The following is a 20,327-nucleotide window of genomic DNA, read 5'->3' as shown; positions in this document are numbered from 1 at the left end:
AAAAACCTTACCCGACTCCGAATAAAAACAATAACCCGGTCGGAATAGAGAGAGAAACCGGCGCGGCGACGTTACAGACGCCTGCTGCCATTCATCCGATTTCCGCTTCAGGTCAGCTTTGTTTTCACGAGTCCGGTATGTTCAGACAGGACAGCCTGATTATGTTGAAATTCATCATCAAACGGATATGTGCTTCCATCCCGACCATGCTGGTGTTGATTACCGTATCGTTTTTTCTGATGCGGCTTGCACCGGGCAGCCCGTTCACAGGCGAACGCAATTTGCCGCCTGCGGTCATGGCCAACATCGAAGCCAAATACCACCTCAATGACCCGATGTACCTCCAATATTTCCACTACCTCAAGCAGTTGGCGCAGGGGGATTTGGGGCCGTCGTTCAAATATAAAGATTTCAGCGTTAATGAGTTGCTTGCCCAATCCCTGCCAGTATCGGCAGAACTTGGTTTCTACGCCTTTTTGATTGCCGCCATCTTCGGCATGTTTATCGGCATCATCGCCGCCTTAAAACAAAACAGCTGGCTGGATTATTCGCTAATGAGCGGCGCGATGACCGGTATCGTTGTTCCCAGTTTTGTGATGGCGCCGGTATTGGTGCTGGTGTTTGCTGTCAGACTGCAATGGCTGCCTGCAGGCGGCTGGAACGATGGCGCACTGATGAATTTGATTCTGCCTGTCGTTACTTTGTCCATCGGTTATGTGTCCAGTATCGCGCGGATTACGCGGGGTGCGATGATTGAAGTATTGAACAGCCCCTTTATCCGTACGGCACGCGCCAAAGGCCTGCCCATGAGCCGCATCATCCTGCGCCATGCGCTGCGTCCCGCCATGCTGCCGATTGTTTCTTTCTTAGGCCCGGCATTCGTTGGCATCATTACCGGCTCCATTGTGATTGAAAACGTGTTCGGTATTCCCGGCGTCGGACAATTATTTGTCAACGGCGCGCTCAACCGCGACTACGGCATGATTTTGGGTTTGACGATTTTGGTGGGCATTATGACCATTTTGTTCAACGCCATCCTCGATATTCTGTATGCCATTATTGACCCGAAAATCCGTTATTAATCCCATTTGCGCAAAGGCCGTCTGAAACGTTCAGACGGCCTGAAGAAAGAATAAAAAGCGAGAGAGAACATTATGTTATTCAAAAAGAAGCAGACTCAGGCCCTCGCAGAGGCAGCAGAATACGCCCAAGTGCACGGCAAAAGCCTGTGGAGCGACGCATGGCGGCGTTTTAAACAAAACAAAGCGGCGGTGTACAGCATTATTATCCTGTTGCTGATCAGTATTTTTGTGATTGTGGCACCATGGATTGTCCGCTACACCTACGACTTCACCGACTGGGACAATATGCAGATTCCGCCGTCCCTTTCTACTCATCACTATCTGGGTACGGACTTGCTCGGCCGTGATTTGCTGTCGCGTGCGGCAACCGGCGGACGTATTTCCTTGCTGGTCGGTGTGGCCGGCGCATTGGTGGCTGTTGTCATCGGTACGCTTTATGGCGCGATTGCCGGCTTTATCGGCGGTAAGCTCGATTCGCTGATGATGCGCTTTTTGGAAATTTTGAACGCGTTTCCGTTTATGTTTTTCGTCATTCTGCTGACCACATTCTTCGGCCGCAACTTGCTTTTGATTTTTGCCGCCGTGGGTTTGGTGTCTTGGCTGGACGTGGCGCGTATCGTGCGCGGCCAAACCTTGAGCTTGAAGCATAAAGAGTTTGTCGAAGCGGCACGTGTGAGCGGCGTGGCAAAACGTAAAATCGTAACGCGCCACATTATTCCGAATGTTTTGGGTGTGGTGATGGTGTATGCCTCTTTGCTGGTACCGGGCATGATTATGTTTGAATCCTTCTTGAGCTTCTTGGGCTTGGGTGTGCAAGAGCCGATGACCAGTTGGGGTTCGATGCTGCAAGAAGGCGCAATTTCGATGGAAGCCGCACCATGGCAGCTGCTCGTGCCGAGTTTCTTCTTGGTAACCACTTTGTTCTGTTTCAACTTTATCGGCGACGGCCTGCGCGATGCGCTCGACCCGAAAGACCGCTAAACCACAACCAAAAGGATAATCAAAATGACAAAACAGTTACTGGTTGTAGAAAATCTGGACATCAATTTTGAATTGCATGAAAAAAACGTGCACGCCGTGCGTAATGTCAGCTTTAAAGTGGCAGAGGGCGAAACATTGGCTTTGGTCGGCGAGTCCGGCTCGGGCAAGTCTGTAACATCTATGTCCGTTATGCGCCTGTTGCCTGAAAAGTTTGCCCGTTATGGCAAAGATTCGCGCATTACTTTTGACGGCATTTCCATTTTGGATGCCGATGAGAAAACCCTGCGTGATTTGCGCGGCAACCGCATCAGCGTGATTTTCCAAGAGCCGATGACCTCGCTCAATCCGTTTATGCGTATCGGTGCGCAACTGATTGAAGCGGCGCGTGTGCACAATAAAAAGCTCGGCCGCAAAGAAGCAGGGCTGAAGGCATTGGCATTGTTGGAGCGTGTGGGCATCAAAGAAGCCGAACGCCGCATGAAACAATATCCACACGAGTTTTCCGGCGGCCAGCTGCAACGCATCATGATTGCCATGGCACTCATTAATGAACCTGACCTGCTGATTGCCGACGAACCGACCACGGCTTTGGATGTAACCATTCAAGCCGAGATTCTCGATTTGCTCCACGATTTGCAACAGCAAATGGGCATGGCGATTATCTTCATTACCCACGATTTGGGTTTGGCGGAACACTATTCCAAAACCGTCTGCGTCATGCGTAACGGCGAAATTGTCGAGCGCGGCAAAATCAAAGAAGTTTTTGCCCATCCGAAGCACGAATATACCGCCGAACTCATCAATGCCATTCCCAAAGGCATGAAAGAGCCGGAAGAAAACAACGCCGGTGTGTTAATCGATGCCGATAATGTCAATGTTTCTTTCGTATTGAAGCAAAGCTTTTTTGGCAAGCCGCTCAAAACTTTCGACGCCGTCAAAGGCATCAGCCTCAAAATAAAAGAAGGGGAAACATTGGGCGTTGTCGGCGAGTCCGGTTCCGGAAAATCCACGCTGGGCAAAGCCGTCATGCAGATGCTGCCTTATACCGGCCATATCTTCTTTGAAGGCAAAGACCTGAAAAACTATACAGCCGAGGAAGCATGCCGTCTGAAATCGCAACGGCAAATTGTGTTCCAAGATCCGTTCGGTTCGCTTTCCCCACGCCTTACAGTTGGTGAAATTATTGGTGAAGGTTTGACGGTTCATCATCCTGAGATGACTAAAAAAGAACGTATCCAGCGCGTTTTGGAAGTCATGAAGGAAGTGTCCCTGCCGCTTGACGCGCTCAACCGTTATCCGCATGAATTCTCCGGCGGCCAGCGTCAGCGTATAGCTATTGCACGCGCCGTTATCCTGCGCCCGAAATTCATTCTTTTGGACGAGCCGACTTCTGCACTTGACCGTTCCGTACAATCCAAAGTAGTCGAGCTTTTGCGCGATTTGCAAAAGAAATACGGCCTGACTTATATGTTCATCAGTCATGATTTGTCTGTCGTGCGCGCCGTTAGCGATAATGTGATCGTGATGAAGCAGGGCGAAATGGTTGAGTACGGCAGCGCGGATCAGATTTTCCACCATCCGCAAAACGATTACACCAAACGTTTGATTAACGCCGCATTTGATTTGTAGAAAAGGAAAAGGCCGTCTGAAAAGAAATTTTCAGACGGCCTTTTTAAGCGGAGGCTTTTTTCATCTAATGAGCGATTGCTTATGCCTGTACGGCATCCAATGCCTGCGCCAAGTCGGCAAGCAAATCGTCGATATGCTCGATACCCACGCTCAGGCGTACCATGTCGGGGCTGACGCCTGCTGCGGCGAGTTCTGCATCGTCAAGCTGACGGTGGGTCGTTGTGGCAGGATGGGTAGCCAGCGATTTGGCATCGCCGATATTCACCAAACGCAGGAAGAGTTGCAGTGCGTCAATGAATTTCGCGCCGGCTTCACGACCGCCTTTAATACCAAAACTCAGCAAACCTGAGGCTTTTCCGCCGTAGTCGCGGTCAATCAAAGCTTTATACGGACTGTCAGGCAGTGCAGGATAGTTCACCCATTCGACCCGCGGATGTTTCTTTAAGAATTCGGCTACTTTTAGGGCGTTTTCGCAATGACGTTCCATACGCAGGGCGAGGGTTTCCAAACCTTGAAGCAGTAAAAATGCGCTGTGCGGAGACAGGGCGGCACCGGTATTACGCAATGGGACGACACGGGCACGGGCGATATAGGCTGCCGCACCAAAATGTTCGCAGTAGTTTACGCCGTGGTAAGACGGATCAGGCTGATTGAAGGTTTTTTCAAAACGCGGATTGCCTGCCCATTGGAATTTGCCGCCGTCGATAATGGCACCGCCAATCGTTGTGCCGTGGCCGCCGATGTATTTTGTCAGAGATTGGATAACAATGTCGGCTCCGTGTTCTATCGGGCGGAACAATGTAGGCGTAGCAACGGTGTTGTCCACCATTAGTGGTAGCCCTTGAGCGTGCGCGGCTTGGGCGAATGCTGGAATATCAACGACATTGATGGCAGGATTGCCGATAGATTCGCAATACACCAGTTTGGTGCGGCTGTCGGTATTGGCGGCGATTTCTTCGGGTTTGGCCGGATCGATAAAGCGTACTTCTATGCCTTGGCGCGGCAGGCTGTGAGCAAAGAAATTGTATGTGCCGCCGTAGAGGGTTTTGGTTGCAATGATGTTGTCGCCTGCTTCAGCCAAGGTTTGAACGGCATAGGTAATTGCCGCCATACCGCTGGCGACAGCCAATGCGGCGATACCGCCTTCCAAACGGGCAACGCGTTCTTCCAAAACGGCAGTGGTCGGATTCATCATACGGGTGTAGATATTGCCCGCTACATCAAGGTTGAACAAGTCTGCGCCGTGTTGCGTGTTGTCGAAAGTGTAGGAAGTGGTTTGGTAAATGGGGACAGCAGCGGATTTGGTAGTTGGTTCGGATTGATAGCCTGCATGCAGGGCAATGGTTTCCCGTTTCATTTAAATATCCTTGTAGCGATTAAATAATGATAAATAGAGGCCAGCAGATTCGGATTTGAAGGGCAAACTTTCCATAACGGAAAAGTTCGGTATGTAGCAGCATACAGCCTTTCCTATAAGAAAGATTACCCTGAGCGACACTCAACTGACCCAAGAAGAACGATATCACATTCAAGACCTGTCCTACCACCACACCATCATCGAATGACACCCCATCATAATGCCGTTTACCGCGACCTTCTCCAAGATAAAAGCAACGGCAGTACTCTTTGGCAACAGCTCAGAATATGCAGCAAACCCTACCGCAAATGATACGGCAGCACACGGCTCTGAGGCAAAATGCACGATCGCGTCGGCATAGGAAAAGCCCCACATGGTTGAGCAAAAATTCCGCATTGGTGATGGGTAGGCAGATACCATTGACGGCAAAGATTAGAAAAGCGGAGACCTTGGCAAAAATCCCTCAAATTCCTAAATGTCTGGGTAGGACTTTAGGGATTTGGGGGAGTTTTAAAGGTTTTAGGCCGTCTGAAACTGCGTTATAGAAAGTTTCAGACGGCCCTTGGGTATTCTTTGGATTTGAAAATAAAAAAAGACTTGAATCATCAAGTCTCGCATTTCATTTTTACTGGATAAAAAATATCAAGAATGGCGGAAGCGGTGAGATTCGAACTCACGGAGGGCTATCAACCCTCGACGGTTTTCAAGACCGTTGCATTAAACCGCTCTGCCACGCTTCCGTTCTTGAAGCCGTAATACTAATGGAACTTACGGCCTTTGCCAAGAGGTATTTTAGAAAAAATATCTAGGATTCTGTTTTTATTTAGATTGTTCTTTACGCATGAATACCCATTCGGCTTCGTTTGAAGCTGCTTCATTGAATGAATAGCCTTCGTAGTCGAAGTTTTTGAGCATTTCAGGCTCGGTAATGCCGTGTTCTGCCGCGTAGCGCACCATCAAACCGCGCGCACGCTTGGCGTAGAAGCTGATGATTTTGTATTTGCCGTTTTTCTCGTCTTTAAAAATCGGCGTAATCAGGCGTGCGTTGAGTTTTTTGGTGTTGACGGATTTGAAATATTCTTGTGAGGCGAGGTTGATTAAAACGTCGCTGCCTGCCTGCTTCAGCGTTTGGTTGAGCAGGTCGGTGATTTTATCGCCCCAAAATTCGTAGAGGTTTTTGCCGCGCGTGTTGGTAAAGGCTGTGCCCATTTCCAAGCGGTAGGGCTGCATCAAGTCGAGCGGGCGCAGTACGCCGTATAGGCCGGAGAGCAGACGGACGTGTTGTTGCAGGTAGTCGATTTGTTTCGGTTTGAGCGTATCGGCGGCAATGCCTTCATAGACGTCGCCGTTGAACATAAATACGGCTTGTTTGGCGTTTTCAGGCGTAAACGGCGTGTGCCATGCGGCATTGCGTTCGGCGTTGAGCAGGGCGATTTTGTCGGAAACATGCATCAGCTCGGCGATTTGTTGGGGGGCAAGCTGACGCAACTCCTGCATCAGGATTTCCGCTTCGGGTAGAAGGTCGGGCTGGGTAAAGCTGCTGACGGGGGAGGGGTCTTTTTCGTTGAGGTTTTTGGCTGGGGATAAGACAAAAAACATAATAATTTCGGCTTTGAAATGAATAATGTGTGGGATTGTAGGTTTAAAATCGAGGAAGAACAAGACGGGCTAAACGCATTAATTGAATGCTTTTATTGAAACGTATTTCTGTTGAAAGTAAAATTCGAAGCTTCCCCCTGTTTCTGACATTTCTACTTGAGGAGAATATCATGTCTAAAACCATTATTCATACCGACAAAGCCCCTGCCGCGATTGGCGCATACAGCCAAGCAGTCCGCGCAGGCGATACGGTTTATATGAGCGGTCAGATTCCTTTGGATCCGGCTACGATGACTGTGGTCGGCAATGGCGACTTCCGGGCAGAAGCCGTGCAAGTATTTAAAAACCTGCAAGCCGTAGCCGAAGCAGCCGGCGGTTCTTTAAATGATATCGTCAAACTCAATGCTTATTTGACTGATTTGGCTAACTTTGCCGTGTTCAATGAAGTGATGGCTGAATTTATCGAACAACCTTTCCCTGCACGTGCGGCGGTTGGCGTGGCCAGCCTGCCTAAAGGCGTTCAGGTTGAAGCAGAGGCAGTATTGGTTTTAAATGCATAATTGATGTTTTCAGACGGCCTGGGCTGGGCTTGAGGCCGTCTGAAAAGAATAACAACGGAAAACAATAATAATGGCACATTACGCAATCGGAGACATTCAAGGCTGTTTTGACGAGCTGACTTTGTTGCTTGCCAAAATCGGCTTTAATCATGGTACGGACACCCTTTGGCTGGTCGGCGATATTGTCAATCGCGGCCCAAAGTCATTGGAAACCCTGAAATTTGCCAAAGAGCATGACAGCAGCGTGCAAATGGTTTTGGGCAATCATGATTTACATCTTTTGGCCGTCGGTTGCGGTGAAGGAACGCTCAAGCGCAGCGATACGGTTGAGCCGATTTTGACCCATCCCGAGAGTCAATCCCTATTGGACTGGCTGCGTCATCAACCGCTTTTGGTGCGCGGCGACAGGCATGTGATGGTGCATGCCGGTATTTTGCCTCAATGGTCGGTTGATAAGGCCGAAAGCCTTGCCCGTGAAGCTGAGGATGAATTGCAAGGTAAAAAGTACAGGAAATTTTTTGGCAAAATGTACGGCAACAAGCCGACCGAGTGGACAGATGATTTGACAGGCTATGAGCGTCTACGCATGATTATCAACGTCTTTACCCGTATGCGTGCGCTGACGTACAAAGGCGAATTGGATTACGAATATAAATCCACTTTAAAAAAAATGCCGCTTTACCTGCGCCCTTGGTTTAAAGCGCCTGATAGGCAGAATTTGGATTATATTACCGTGTTTGGACATTGGTCGTCATTGGGCTACGTTAATACCGATCAGGTCATTGCTTTGGATACCGGCGCGTTGTGGGGCGGAGAGCTGACAGCGGTCAATTTGGATACCAATGAAGTGATACAGGTACCGTCGTTGGGCGGATTGGATTGGAAAACGGCATTGAAATAGTTTGGATAAGATAAAAGGCCGTCTGAAATGTTTCAGACGGCCTTTTTGTATTGGTTAATCCAAAGAAGGCAGGAGTTTGTCTGGATTCATAATGCCATAAGGGTCAAGCTGATTTTTGATGGCATGCATCAGAACGAGTTCGGCCTGCGTACGTACGCGGGGCAGCCAATGTTTTTTGATGATGCCTACGCCGTGTTCTGCGGCAATCGTACCGTGGCAGGCAAGGATGTTTTCATAAACAATGGTATTGACGGCGTCTTCGTATTGGTAGGCTTCATTGCTCAATACATTGGGCAGGAATGTATTGTAATGCAGGCTGCCGTCGCCTAAATGTCCGAAGCAAACAATTTGTATGCCGGGAAAGCGGGTTTCCAAGGCAGGGGCGCATTGGCGGACAAAGGCGGCTACTTGGGCGATAGGGACGGCGATGTCGTGTTTGATGCTGGTGCCGAGTTTGCGTTGGGAAGCGGAAATATTTTCACGCAAGGTCCATAAGTCGGAGCGCTCTTGCTCGGATTGCGCCAAGATACTATTTTCCCATCCGTTTTGATAGAGAAATTCGGCAAGTTTTTCATCCAAACCTGCGTCGGGAACGGAGTCGGCAAGTTCAATCAAAATATGCCATTCCGCATCGGCAGGCTTTTTGAGTTGGCTGAATTCTGAAGATAAATCGAGGGCAAAGCGGCTGATCAGCTCGAAGCTGGTCAAGCGTTCGGCAAAATGACCTTGCACCGCAGTCAAAAGCGAGACGGCGGATTCAATATCGTCTAAACCTACCCATGCTGTCGCTTTGGTTTTGGGCAGGGCAAAGAGTTTGAGTGTGGCGGCGGTAATGATGCCCAATGTTCCTTCGCTGCCGATAAAAAGATGGCGTAAGTCGTAGCCGGTTGTGTTTTTGTGCAGGGGCTGAAGGTGGGAAACCAGTTCGCCGTTGGGTAAAACGACTTCCAAACCTAATACCAAATCGCGCATGCTGCCGTAACGCAAGACATTCAAACCGCCGGCATTACAGGCGATATTGCCGCCAATTTGGCAAGAGCCTTCGCTGGCAAGGCTGAGCGGAAACAGTCGTCCGGCTTCGGCTGCCGCCTTTTGAGCATCTTGCAAAATCACGCCAGCTTCAACCGTCATGCTGTTGTCGGCAAGGTTGATATCGCGGATGCGGTTGAGCTTGGAGAGGTTGAGCAGTACGCCTTCGGTGGTTACCGTTGCGCCACATAATCCGGTATTGCCGCCTTGCGGGGTTACCCGGATGCGGTTTTCAAAACAGAAACGCATGATTTTCTGTACGCTCTCGACAGAGTTCGGCTGTAAGACAATATCCGGCGAAGAAACAAAACGGCGGCGTTGGTCGTTTAACAAGGCCGGAGTGGCTTCGATGATTTCAGAGGCGGAAAGAAACTCAGCAAAACGGTCGTGAAGGTGCATGGCGGTCAGGTGGGAAAATCGGGAAGGGGAGTGTGAGGAATGTAAAAAAAGCAGGATACGCAATGGTATCCTGCTTTTCTTATATTCAAAAGAATATTATTTAGCAGCTTCAGAAGCAGCAGAAGCAGCGGCTTCAGTAGCAGAAGCAGCAGCTTCAGTAGCAGAAGCAGCAGCTTCAGTAGCTTCGGTAGCAGCAGAAGCGGTAGCTTCGGTAGCAGATGCAGCAGCTTCAGTAGCAGAAGCAGCGGCTTCGGAAGCAGCAGAAGCGGCAGTTTCAGCAGCTTTATCAGCACCGCCACAAGCGGCCAAAGCTAAAGACAACAAAGCAGCAGCGAACAGAGATTTTTTCATTTTTAAGAACCTTTTTTAAATCGATTTAAACTAAAAATAGCCGTCAGACGGCCTATACAGTAGAAATTCATTGCTGAATTTTTCAATATTATGCCCCACGGGATAGGTCAATGCAACGTTGCGTAACCGTTTGCCGGCTAAAATCAATACGAAAATAGTGAAAATAATGTAAATCATATTGGCGCGCGAAAAATCATCTAAAAATATTCATTATTAATGAAGATTTTAAAAATACATTGTATTCAATGAGTTGTGTATTTTTATTTGTTATAGGTTTTAAGGGTTTGGAATGTTTTTGCGTTTAGGGAAATTTTTGTAATTTAGCAACTTTGTGTTGTGAAAAAGCAACTTTTATGGATTGGAATCATTCGATTTTGTTTTTTATATGGACTTTTTCGGTTTTGTTGTGTTTGCTAAAAGTATTTGTTTAAGGTAAACCGATTGTTTAGTTACAGCTGTGATAGAATAGCCTGAACTTGACTTTATAAATATTGATTAAGGACGACATGATGTCTATTGTTAAAAATTCCGTAGTTTCCCTGCATTATGAAATGTACGATGCAAACAACCAGTTGTTGGACAAAACCGAAGAGCCGATTGCTTACTTGCATGGCGGTTATGACGGTATTTTCCCTTTGGTGGAAGAAGCGTTGCACGGCAAAAATGTAGGCGATACCGTCGAAGTGGCTTTGTCGCCCGATGATGCTTTCGGCGAGCAAGATCCTGAGTTGGTGCGCATTGAAGATGTAAGCGTATTTCCTGTTGAAGTTGAAGTCGGCATGATGTTTGAAGCCGATGATCCGGAAACAGGCGATGTATTGATTTATCGTGTAACCGATGTTGCCGACGGTAAAGCCGTAGTAGACGGCAACCATCCTTTGGCCGGTATGAAAGTATTGTTCAAAGCGACCGTTGAAGGTGTACGCGATGCGACTGAGGAAGAAATTGCCCACGGTCACGTACATGGCCCGCACGGTCATCACCACCACTAATCAGGCTTGAAGCATGATGAAGGCCGTCTGAAAAGGAATGAAACCTTCCTTTTCAGACGGCCTTTAAGTTTTTACAAGACAGATAAATAGGAAATTTTGGCTCAGGTCAAATCAAGCGGGGAAATATGGGGTTTGTTTGATACTACAATGAATTACATATCACGGTGCGGCAGAATCTGTATTAAGATTCTGATATTGGTAAAACAGGCAGAATACAATGAGTGAAACATTGGAGCAGCAGGCGGTACAGGCCGGTATTGATTTAGGTTATCACGACATCAACGGCACTTATCGTGTGACCAAAACGGAAGTTTTGGAATCGATTGTTGCTGTTTTGGATAAAAGCAAACCGGATTCAGATGGCCTTTATTTGAATACGATGGTTGCGCATGAAAATGGCGAAGAATCTTTACAGATGCCGTCTGAATTTCATGGTGCGGAAGCGGTCGTATTGATTGATGAGGCGGATGAGTGCCAGACCTTGACTTTGTATCTGGGCGACAACGATACGCTTTGGATTAAGCTGCCCCAACTGGCTTGCGGTTATTACACTTTGTCGGCCGAGACCGGCGGCAAATGTCGCCTTGTACGCCTGATTGTTGCGCCTGAATCGGTTTATCAACCCAAACTGCTTGCCAATGGCGGACGGATGAATGGTTTGACCATGCATTTGTACAGCCTGCGTTCCGAGCGCAACTGGGGCATAGGCGACTTTACCGATTTGCTGAGCCTGATGAAATATGCTGCAGAGAAAAAGCTGGATTTTGTCGGTATCAACCCTTTGCACGCCTTGTTTACCAGCAAGCCTGCCTTTGCCAGCCCGTATAGCCCTTCTTCGCGCGAATGGCTCAATCCGATTTATTTGGATATAGAGAAAGTCGGGGCGTTTACTTATAACGAGCAACTGAAAAACTGGCTGGCGCAACCGAAAATCCGTCAGCGCATCGCTGCTTTGCGTATCACGGAAACGGTGACTTATACCGCGGTTTGGGCATGCAAACGTGATGCGCTGCAAATGGCGTTTAATGCATTTGAACAAGATACTTGTGAAGCCGCGGAAAATGAGCGTGCTGCATTTGAATCGTTTGTGATGGAAAAAGGCAAAGCCTTACAGGGCTTCGGTTTGTTTGAGGCTTTGGACCAGTATTACAGCCGTCCTGGACAAGTGGGTTGGCAGTCATGGCCGTCTGAATTTCATCAACCTGATGGCGAAGCAGTAGAAAAATTCGAGCGCAGTCATGAGCGGGAAATCCGTTTTTATATGTGGCTGCAATGGCTTTGCGCGGAGCAATTGCAAGAAGTTAACCAAGCCGCTGCCGAATACGGTGTCAAACTCGGCATTTACGGCGATTTAGCGGTCGGCGTGGCGCGAGGTAGCGCGGATACTTGGTTAAACCGCCAAGATTATTGTATGGACGTATCGGTCGGTGCGCCGCCCGATCCTTTAGGGCCGACAGGGCAGAATTGGGATTTGCCGCCGCTTAATCCGTCGATGTTGAAGCATACGGGCTATGAAAAGTTTGCCCATCTGTTGCGCGAAAATATGCGTCTGTATGGCGTGTTGCGGATTGACCATGTGATGGCATTGTGTCGTTTGTGGTGGGTTTTAAAGGATAAAACAGCAGATTTCGGCGCATATGTGCATTACGATGCCGAAGTGACTTTTGCCATTTTGGCATTGGAAAGCCAGCGCAACCGTTGCGTCATTATCGGCGAGGATTTGGGGACGGTACCCGATCAAGCGCGTTATCTGCTCAACCGCTATCAAGTGTTCTCCTACAAAGTGATGTATTTCAGCAAGGGCTGGAACGGTTTTCAATTACCTGACGAATACCCCGAGCAGGCGATTACGGTCATCAGTACCCACGATGTCGCACCCTTGGCAGGTTATTGGATAGGCAAAGATTTGGATACGATGTTCAAACTCGGTACTTTGCCTGATGCAGCCGCTTTTCAGACGGCCTTGGATGAGCGCGAACACGATAAAGCCGATTTGCTGGACAAATTGAAAGAAACCGGCTGTCTGGGTGCAGACGTACAAATGCCGGCAAAAGCCGATGAAACCTTGCTGGCGGCTTTGCACAAATACGGCGCATTGAGCCGCAGCAAGCTTTACGCCGTACAACTGGAAAACCTACTGGGCGTCATCGACAATCTGAATGTCCCGGGTGTAACCGAAGGCTATCCGAACTGGGCGCAAAAAATGCCGGTTTCTTTGGAAGATTTCCTACAACACCGCCTCATGGGCGGCCAACTTGCCATTATTGACGAGGTACGCATGAAAACAAACAGCCAAATCAAGGCTTATCATGAACTTGACCAAATCGAGCGCGATACGGTCGAAAGCCTGTTTCTTGCCACCCATAGCGATGTGTTCGCTTATCTGGGACGACACCGCCTTGCAGAGGGCGATGAAGTAGTGCGCGTTTTGATTCCCGGCGCAGTAAGCGTGGATATCGTGAACCGCCGCAGCGGCGAAGTCATCGTGCCGTCTGAAAAAATTGATGAACGCGGTTTCTTTGTGGCTGTCTTGCCCGATGATGCGCCCGATTACGCTTTGCGTATCCGTTACACCGAAGACACCGAGCCTGTGATTGAAGAAGACCCTTATCATTTCAGCTCTGCGTTGCAAGACATGGATTCCTGGCTGTTGGCCGAAGGCAAACACCTGCGTCCTTATGAGACTTTAGGCGCGCATTTTGCCGAGTTGGACGGCGTGAAGGGCGTACGTTTTGCCGTCTGGGCGCCCAATGCGCAACGCGTTTCCGTTATCGGCGAGTTCAACAACTGGGACGGCCACCGCCATGTGATGCGTTTCCACCGCGACAACGGCATTTGGGACATCTTCATTCCTGCCGTCAAACTCAACGCCCTCTACAAATTTGAAATCCGCGATGCCAACGGTAATGTACGTGAAAAAGCCGACCCATATGCTTTCGGTGCGGAACTGCGTCCAACCACGGCATCTATCGTGCGCGGTTTGCCTGACGAAGTGGAAGAACCGGCCTTCCGCGCCCGTGCCAACGCTATTGATGCGCCGATCAGCATTTATGAAGTACATTTGGGTTCGTGGAAGCGCAATCCGGAAAACAATTTCTGGCTGACTTACGAAGAGCTCGCCAAAGAGCTGGTGGCATACATCAAAGACATGGGTTTTACCCATATCGAGTTCCTGCCTGTTTCCGAATATCCGTTTGACGGCTCATGGGGCTATCAAGCAACCGGCTTGTATGCGCCGACCAGCCGTTTCGGTTCGCCGGAAGAATTGCGCGCATTGATTAAAGCCGCGCACGACGAGGGCATCAGCGTTATCCTCGACTGGGTGGTCGGACACTTTCCGACCGATGATCACGGCCTGGCCAAGTTTGATGGCACCGCGCTGTATGAACATGCCGATCCGCGCGAAGGCTACCATCAAGACTGGAATACCCTGATTTACAACTTCGGCAGAAATGAAGTGAAAAACTTCCTGCAAGGCAACGCCCTGTATTGGATAGAACGTTTCGGCTTCGACGGTATCCGCGTTGACGCGGTTGCTTCGATGATTTACCGCAACTATTCGCGCAAAGACGGCGAGTGGATTCCGAACCAATACGGCGGCCATGAAAACCTTGAAGCCATCGCTTTTCTGCGCGATACCAACACCATGTTGAAAGAGGAAGTTCCGGCAGCGACTGAAATCGCCGAAGAATCTACTTCGTTTGCCAATGTGACCCGCCAAGAAGGTTTGAACTTCAGCTTCAAATGGAATATGGGCTGGATGAACGATACTTTGCGTTACATGATGGAAGACCCCATCAACCGCAAATACCATCACAACAAAATGACCTTCGGCATGATGTACCAGTACAGTGAAAACTTTGTCCTGCCACTTTCACATGATGAAGTCGTGCACGGCAAACGTTCGCTGCTCGGACGTATGCCAGGCGACTGTTGGCAACAATTTGCCAACCTGCGTGCCTACTACGGCTTTATGTACGGCTTCCCCGGCAAAAAACTCTTGTTTATGGGCAATGAGTTTGCACAAGGCCGCGAGTGGAACTACAACGAAGGACTGGATTGGTTCCTGCTGGAGCAAGAGGGTGGCTGGCACAAAGGCGTACAAGACTTCGTACGCGAGTTGAACCATGTCTATAAAGACACTGCGCCGCTTTACCAACTGGACCAATGGCCTGAAGGCTTTGAATGGCTGGTTGCCGATGACGGCGACAATTCCGTATTTGTCTTCGAGCGCCGCGACCGTGAAGGCAACCGCGTTATCGTCATCAGCAACTTCACGCCTGTGGTACGCGAAGGCTACCGCTTTGGTGTGAATTCTGCCGGCGAATACCGCGAAATCCTCAACTCAGACGACCTGCATTACAAAGGCAGCGGCGTTTCTGCCGGCGCAACGGTAGAGACAGAAGAAGTTTGGTCGCATGGCAAACCAAATTCCCTGTCTGTTACCGTACCGCCGTTGGCAACCGTTTACCTGTATCAGGCGGCAGTCAAAGACGAAGCGTAAATCAACTTTGAGGATGGGTATCGTTCCTGCCTAATCAGCTGAAAATTAAAAGATAGTGATATCAATATGATTCAAGGCCGTCTGAAAGATTTTCAGACGGCCTTATATTGGACACGAAACCAAATACATACCAAGGAATCATTCTATGACTGCCAAATCATGGCATATCGAGGAAGGCAAGCCTTATCCCATGGGCGCGACCCTGACAAGCAAGGGTACGAATTTCACCTTGTTTTCCATCAATGCCGAAAAGGTCGAATTGTGTCTGTTTGATAAAGATAAAGAAACCCGTTTGGAGATGCCTTCGCGGCGCGGTTCGGTATTTTACGGATTTGTGCCGGACGTTAAGGCAGGACAGCGATACGGTTTTCGCGTGTATGGACGTGAAAACGCAGAATACGGCTCATGTTTTAATCCCAACAAATTGCTGATTGACCCGTATTCCAAAAAAATTGACGGCAAACCAAGCTACCGTACCGCTGAAGAAATGGCATGGTTCAGACCGGAAGATGAGCGCGACAATGCCGCTGTTGCGCCGAAAAGCGTCGTGATCGGACGCAGCCGATTTAATTGGGCCAAAGATTGCCGTCCAGAAATACCGTGGGGCAAAACCGTTATTTATGAAGCCCATGTCAAAGGGTTTACCAAGCAGTTCCCCGATTTGAAATATGCAGGTACTTATAAAGCCTTGAGTGATAAACGGGTTTTGGCCTATCTGCAAGAGTTGGGGGTAACGACGGTCGAGCTGCTGCCGATTCATTATCATTTGGACGAATACCATCTTCAGCAGATGGGCTTGAGCAATTATTGGGGCTACAACACTTATTCCCATTTTGCCGTTGAGCCGTCTTATGCCGACAATCCCGAACGTGCGGCGGCAGAATTTAAACAAGCGGTCAAAGCCCTGCATCAGGCAGGTTTGGAAGTGATTTTAGATGTTGTGTACAACCACACGGCCGAGCAGGACGACAAAGGCCCGATGCTGTGTCAGCGCGGTATCGACAACACGTTATGGTATTGGCACACCCCTTACGGCAATTATGAAAACTGGTCGGGTTGCGGCAATACGCTCAATATCGTCCGTCGCGATGTTACCCGTTGGGCAACAGACAGCCTGCGCTATTGGGCTGAAGAGTTTCATGTCGACGGCTTTCGTTTCGACTTGGGAACCGTATTGGGACGCGAGCCCGATTTCCAATCGTATGGCCGTTTTTTCCAAGTCCTGTATCAAGACCCGGTCTTGGCCGATTTGAAGCTGATTGTCGAAGCATGGGACATCGGCGAGGGCGGCTATCACTTGGGCAATTTCCCGCAACCTTTTGCCGAATGGAACGGCCGTTTCCGCGATGATATGCGCGCGTTTTGGTCTTGGGAAAGCGGTAATTTGGGTGCATTTGCCGAACGTTTGGCCGGGTCGTCCGATATTTTCAACCACAGTGGCCGCCACCCGTCCGCCAGCATCAACTTCATCACTGCACACGACGGCTTCACTCTGCGTGATTTGGTCAGCTACAACGAAAAACACAACGAAGCCAACGGCGAAAACAACCGTGACGGGCATAATGAAAACATCAGCTACAACCACGGCGTAGAAGGTGAAACCGATGATGAAGAGGTTTTGCTCAACCGCGAATACACTTCCAAAGCGCTGCTTGCCTCCTTATTTTTATCTAACGGTACGCCCATGCTTTTGGCCGGCGATGAGTTTGGCAACAGTCAGCACGGCAACAACAACAGCTACTGCCAAGATAATCTGATTACATGGTTGGATTGGCAAAATGAGTCCCATATGTTGCAGAATTACACCCAAGAGCTGATACGCATCCGCAGTCAAATCAAGCTGCTGACAGATGATTGCTGGTGGGAAAAAGAGCGTGTGCAATGGCTTAATGCCGATAGCATCCCGATGACCGAATATTGTTGGCACAACAGGGGCAGTAAAGCGATTCAGATTGTTTTGGACGATAAATGGCTGCTGTTGGTCAATGCCAAACGTAGTCGTCAGTTATTTAACCTGCCTCAAGGCAATTGGGAAATTTCTTGCGTACCATCTGAGAAATTTAATTACGAAGAATCAGGAAAATGTGTTGTTGAGCATATGGGGATTTGGATTTTACATAAAACAAATTAAATGAGAATCAAACTATTATTTTACTAACTTTTTGATATTTTGTCGGTATTTTCTGATTTGCAGCTTAGTGGTATAAATTGAAAATGCCAATAAGATGATGAATGGTTTAATTGTTAATTGAATGTTTTATAAAGAAAAATATATCCTTTTTTTGAATCTTTCCGCTATAATCTCCTTAGTTTGTAACAAATCTACGCACCATTCCTTTCAGACGGCCTGTTGCCGTTGTCAGGCCGTCTGAAAACCGAGTTTCGTTGTTTTTAATAAAACCATCAGGCGCGTTGTCCAGTGCCTCACGCTAGAGAAAGGCTTCCATGGCTAAGAAAAAACTCCCCATCTCCGGTTACGATTATGTAATGCCTAAACCGGACGCCGAAACCATCCGTAAATCCATCGTTTACAAGCTGATTTTCATCTTGGGCGTAGATCCGAAGGAGGCAACTTCACACCAATGGCTCAACGCCGCCATGCTTGCCGCGCGTGACCTGATTGCGGAAGATTTCCTCAAAACACGCCGCGCCCACATTGATAACAGTAAACGCATGGTTTATTACCTGTCTATGGAATTCCTGCTCGGCCGTTCGTTTGTCAACGCGCTGATTAACGAAGGCGTTTACGCCGAATTTGAAGAAGCCTTTAAGCAACTGGGCAAAGAATTTGCCGATGTCTGCGAACAAGAAGAAGATCCGGGTTTGGGTAACGGCGGTTTGGGCCGTCTGGCCGCCTGCTTCCTCGACTCTTTGGCAACCCTGCGCATTCCGGCCATGGGCTACGGCATCCGTTACCAATACGGTATGTTCAAACAAGAAATCGTGGATGGCCAACAAGTTGAAAAACCTGATTTGTGGCTCGACCAAGATTTGGCATGGCAGTTTGCCCGTCCGAACAAACAATATTCCGTCCGTTTCGGTGGTCAAGTGTTGAACTTGGGCGACAAAAAAGAATGGCAGCCAAGCGAAGAAATTTCTGCTTGGGCATACGATGAAATCATTCCGGGCTATGGCGGCGAATGTGCCAACCCATTGCGTTTGTGGACTGCACACGCAGGCAACCTGTTCGACCTTGCCGACTTCAACCGAGGCGACTATGCCTCTGCCGTTCGCGCACAAAACAGCGACGAAAACATCTCACGCGTTCTGTATCCGAACGACTCTACCGATTCCGGCCGCGAATTGCGCTTGAAACAAGAATACTTCTTGGTTTCCGCTTCCGTTCAAGACATCGTTGCCCGCCACAAATGCCGTTTCCCAAGTATCCGCACTTTGGCGGACGAAGTCGCCATCCACTTGAACGACACCCATCCGGTACTCGCTATTCCAGAATTGATGCGTATCCTGATTGACGAAGAGGGCATTGCATGGACTGAAGCATGGAATATGTGCTGTAAGATTTTCTCTTACACCAACCACACATTGATGAGCGAAGCCTTGGAAACTTGGCAGGTTGACCTGATGGGCCGTCTGCTGCCGCGCCACTTGGATATCATCTTTGAAATCAACGCCTACTTCCTCAATGCCTTGCGTGCCATCGGTAACTTCGACGACGACTTTGTCCGCCGCGTATCCATCATTGACGAAACCCACGGCCGTCGCGTTCGCATGGCATGGCTTGCCGTGATCGGTTCGCACAAAGTCAACGGCGTGGCAAAAATCCACTCCGATTTGATGACCACATCCATCTTTGCCGACTTTGCCAAAGTGTTCCCAGAACGCTTTACCAACGTAACCAACGGCGTCACCCCGCGCCGCTGGATCAACATCGCCAACCCGGGCCTGACCAAATTCTTGGACAAACATCTGGGCGACGAAGACTGGCGTCTGCATTTGGACAACCTGACCAAGCTCAACGACAAAGTGGACGATGCCTCCGTACAGGCAGAATTCGGCGAAGTGAAAAAAGCCGCCAAAGAGCGTCTTGCCAAATACATCGAAACCGAGCTGGGTATCAAAGTTAATACCGATGCACTTTTCGACATCCAAATCAAACGTATCCACGAGTACAAACGTCAAGCATTGAACGTGATGCACATCGTCGACCGTTACAACAAAATCCTGGAAAACCCGGATTTCGATTGGCAGCCGCGTGTGTTCATCTTTGCCGGTAAAGCCGCTTCCGCCTATTACATGGCGAAGAAAATCATCCGACTGATTAACGACGTTGCCAAAGTCATCAACAACGACACCCGTATCCGTGACCTGATTAAAGTCGTTTACATCCCGAATTACAGCGTCAGCCTCGCCCAAATCATCATTCCTGCCGCCGATTTGCACGAACAAATCTCACTGGCAGGTACAGAAGCATCCGGTACCAGCAACATGAAATTTGCCCTCAACGGCGCAATCTGTATGGGTACACTGGACGGCGCGAACGTTGAGATTTTGGAAAAAGTCGGTGCGGACAACTGCTATATCTTCGGTAACACCGTAGAACAAGTCGAAGAAATCCGCCGCAACGGTTACGACCCGTTGAGCTATATCGAGCGAGACAGCGACCTGCGCCGCGTCGTCAACCAAATCAGCCAAGGCACTTTCTCTCCGGAAGAGCCAAACCGCTACAACGACGTGTTGCAACCATACGGCGACTTCTATCAACTGATGGCCGATTTCCGCAGCTACATCGACACGCAATACAAAGCGGACGAACACTACCGCAACGTATCCGCATGGCGCAAATCAGCCTTGATCAATATCGCCAACATGGGCTTCTTCTCATCCGACCGCTCCATCGCCGACTACTGCCGCGATATTTGGTACATCAAACCATTGAGCGAAAAAGAATTGCCCGGCAGAAATTAAGCGTTAAGCAGATAACG

At 49.1% G+C, this 20,327-nt stretch carries 13 protein-coding genes, 1 tRNA gene and 1 pseudogene; 10 read left to right on the top strand and 5 right to left on the bottom strand.

The genetic code is table 11. From position 1 onward, the window contains the following. Positions 1 to 161: 161 nt before the first annotated feature. From oppB to HMPREF2871_RS01285, 3 genes are all read left to right on the top strand, one after another. Positions 162 to 1,082 carry an oligopeptide ABC transporter permease OppB gene (oppB, locus tag HMPREF2871_RS01295; RefSeq protein WP_036472303.1) on the top strand — a complete coding sequence of 307 codons (921 nt, stop codon included), beginning with the start codon at positions 162 to 164 and terminating at the stop codon, positions 1,080 to 1,082. 72 nt (positions 1,083 to 1,154) lie between these two features. Then, positions 1,155 to 2,063, top strand: coding sequence for an oligopeptide ABC transporter permease OppC (gene oppC / locus HMPREF2871_RS01290; protein WP_049335539.1), 909 nt, complete (start codon positions 1,155 to 1,157; stop codon positions 2,061 to 2,063). A gap of 24 nt (positions 2,064 to 2,087) precedes the next feature. Continuing rightward, the gene (locus tag HMPREF2871_RS01285; protein ID WP_049335541.1) at positions 2,088 to 3,692 is read left to right on the top strand and encodes an ABC transporter ATP-binding protein; all 1,605 of its coding nucleotides are present in this window, start codon (positions 2,088 to 2,090) and stop codon (positions 3,690 to 3,692) included. A gap of 79 nt (positions 3,693 to 3,771) precedes the next feature. On the opposite strand, the gene HMPREF2871_RS01280 is transcribed toward HMPREF2871_RS01285, so the two are convergent. Continuing rightward, the gene (locus tag HMPREF2871_RS01280; protein ID WP_049335542.1) at positions 3,772 to 5,049 is read right to left on the bottom strand and encodes an O-acetylhomoserine aminocarboxypropyltransferase/cysteine synthase family protein; all 1,278 of its coding nucleotides are present in this window, start codon (positions 5,047 to 5,049) and stop codon (positions 3,772 to 3,774) included. A gap of 195 nt (positions 5,050 to 5,244) precedes the next feature. Here HMPREF2871_RS01280 and HMPREF2871_RS12040 point away from each other — a divergent pair. Further along, a pseudogene (locus tag HMPREF2871_RS12040) lies at positions 5,245 to 5,455 on the top strand (IS30 family transposase); the annotation flags it as partial. A 243-nt stretch (positions 5,456 to 5,698) separates the two neighbouring features. Here HMPREF2871_RS12040 and HMPREF2871_RS01270 read toward each other — a convergent pair. Then, positions 5,699 to 5,789: transfer RNA gene (locus tag HMPREF2871_RS01270), tRNA-Ser, on the bottom strand. A gap of 79 nt (positions 5,790 to 5,868) precedes the next feature. Continuing rightward, positions 5,869 to 6,648 (bottom strand): peroxide stress protein YaaA, encoded by a 780-nt coding sequence (yaaA, locus tag HMPREF2871_RS01265; RefSeq protein ID WP_049335610.1) that lies wholly within the window; start codon positions 6,646 to 6,648, stop codon positions 5,869 to 5,871. 170 nt (positions 6,649 to 6,818) lie between these two features. Between yaaA and HMPREF2871_RS01260 the strand changes: the two genes are divergently transcribed. Both HMPREF2871_RS01260 and HMPREF2871_RS01255 read left to right on the top strand, forming a co-directional pair. Further along, entirely contained in the window at positions 6,819 to 7,208 is a 390-nt protein-coding gene (locus tag HMPREF2871_RS01260; protein WP_003746001.1) for a RidA family protein, read from the top strand. Positions 7,209 to 7,278: 70 nt separating this feature from the next. Next, complete coding sequence (locus HMPREF2871_RS01255) at positions 7,279 to 8,109, top strand: symmetrical bis(5'-nucleosyl)-tetraphosphatase (RefSeq protein WP_004519496.1); 831 nt, start codon at positions 7,279 to 7,281, stop codon at positions 8,107 to 8,109. Between the two features lie 54 nt (positions 8,110 to 8,163). Here HMPREF2871_RS01255 and HMPREF2871_RS01250 read toward each other — a convergent pair whose 3' ends face one another. Then, on the bottom strand, positions 8,164 to 9,537 hold the full coding sequence (locus tag HMPREF2871_RS01250) for an FAD-binding oxidoreductase (protein ID WP_049344121.1): 1,374 nt from the start codon (positions 9,535 to 9,537) through the stop codon (positions 8,164 to 8,166). A 96-nt stretch (positions 9,538 to 9,633) separates the two neighbouring features. Continuing rightward, positions 9,634 to 9,888, bottom strand: coding sequence for a hypothetical protein (locus tag HMPREF2871_RS01245; RefSeq protein WP_049335545.1), 255 nt, complete (start codon positions 9,886 to 9,888; stop codon positions 9,634 to 9,636). A 509-nt stretch (positions 9,889 to 10,397) separates the two neighbouring features. Between HMPREF2871_RS01245 and HMPREF2871_RS01240 the strand changes: the two genes are divergently transcribed. From HMPREF2871_RS01240 to HMPREF2871_RS01225, 4 genes are all read left to right on the top strand, one after another. After that, positions 10,398 to 10,880 carry an FKBP-type peptidyl-prolyl cis-trans isomerase gene (locus HMPREF2871_RS01240; RefSeq protein ID WP_003683125.1) on the top strand — a complete coding sequence of 161 codons (483 nt, stop codon included), beginning with the start codon at positions 10,398 to 10,400 and terminating at the stop codon, positions 10,878 to 10,880. 217 nt (positions 10,881 to 11,097) lie between these two features. After that, positions 11,098 to 15,384: a 1,4-alpha-glucan branching protein GlgB gene (gene glgB / locus HMPREF2871_RS01235; RefSeq protein ID WP_070629739.1), complete on the top strand. Its 4,287-nt coding sequence runs from the start codon at positions 11,098 to 11,100 to the stop codon at positions 15,382 to 15,384. A gap of 145 nt (positions 15,385 to 15,529) precedes the next feature. Continuing rightward, complete coding sequence (gene glgX, locus HMPREF2871_RS01230) at positions 15,530 to 17,515, top strand: glycogen debranching protein GlgX (protein WP_070629735.1); 1,986 nt, start codon at positions 15,530 to 15,532, stop codon at positions 17,513 to 17,515. A 314-nt stretch (positions 17,516 to 17,829) separates the two neighbouring features. Continuing rightward, entirely contained in the window at positions 17,830 to 20,310 is a 2,481-nt protein-coding gene (locus HMPREF2871_RS01225) for a glycogen/starch/alpha-glucan phosphorylase (protein WP_049335548.1), read from the top strand. Positions 20,311 to 20,327: the final 17 nt, after the last annotated feature.

Source organism: Neisseria sp. HMSC067G12, assembly GCF_001812725.1.
Taxonomy (GTDB): Bacteria; Pseudomonadota; Gammaproteobacteria; order Burkholderiales; family Neisseriaceae; genus Neisseria; species Neisseria perflava.
Note: the sequence above shows the minus strand (reverse complement) of the source record. Positions and strands in the feature narration are given on the sequence as shown.

What these genes read in the sequence shown, in the direction of transcription:
- oppB (WP_036472303.1), top strand. Translation starts at nt 162, where the DNA reads ATGTTGAAATTCATCATCAAACGGATATGTGCTTCCATCCCGACCATG.
- oppC (WP_049335539.1), top strand. Translation starts at nt 1,155, where the DNA reads ATGTTATTCAAAAAGAAGCAGACTCAGGCCCTCGCAGAGGCAGCAGAA.
- HMPREF2871_RS01285 (WP_049335541.1), top strand. Translation starts at nt 2,088, where the DNA reads ATGACAAAACAGTTACTGGTTGTAGAAAATCTGGACATCAATTTTGAA.
- HMPREF2871_RS01280 (WP_049335542.1), bottom strand. Translation starts at nt 5,049, where the DNA reads ATGAAACGGGAAACCATTGCCCTGCATGCAGGCTATCAATCCGAACCA.
- yaaA (WP_049335610.1), bottom strand. Translation starts at nt 6,648, where the DNA reads ATGTTTTTTGTCTTATCCCCAGCCAAAAACCTCAACGAAAAAGACCCC.
- HMPREF2871_RS01260 (WP_003746001.1), top strand. Translation starts at nt 6,819, where the DNA reads ATGTCTAAAACCATTATTCATACCGACAAAGCCCCTGCCGCGATTGGC.
- HMPREF2871_RS01255 (WP_004519496.1), top strand. Translation starts at nt 7,279, where the DNA reads ATGGCACATTACGCAATCGGAGACATTCAAGGCTGTTTTGACGAGCTG.
- HMPREF2871_RS01250 (WP_049344121.1), bottom strand. Translation starts at nt 9,537, where the DNA reads ATGCACCTTCACGACCGTTTTGCTGAGTTTCTTTCCGCCTCTGAAATC.
- HMPREF2871_RS01245 (WP_049335545.1), bottom strand. Translation starts at nt 9,888, where the DNA reads ATGAAAAAATCTCTGTTCGCTGCTGCTTTGTTGTCTTTAGCTTTGGCC.
- HMPREF2871_RS01240 (WP_003683125.1), top strand. Translation starts at nt 10,398, where the DNA reads ATGTCTATTGTTAAAAATTCCGTAGTTTCCCTGCATTATGAAATGTAC.
- glgB (WP_070629739.1), top strand. Translation starts at nt 11,098, where the DNA reads ATGAGTGAAACATTGGAGCAGCAGGCGGTACAGGCCGGTATTGATTTA.
- glgX (WP_070629735.1), top strand. Translation starts at nt 15,530, where the DNA reads ATGACTGCCAAATCATGGCATATCGAGGAAGGCAAGCCTTATCCCATG.
- HMPREF2871_RS01225 (WP_049335548.1), top strand. Translation starts at nt 17,830, where the DNA reads ATGGCTAAGAAAAAACTCCCCATCTCCGGTTACGATTATGTAATGCCT.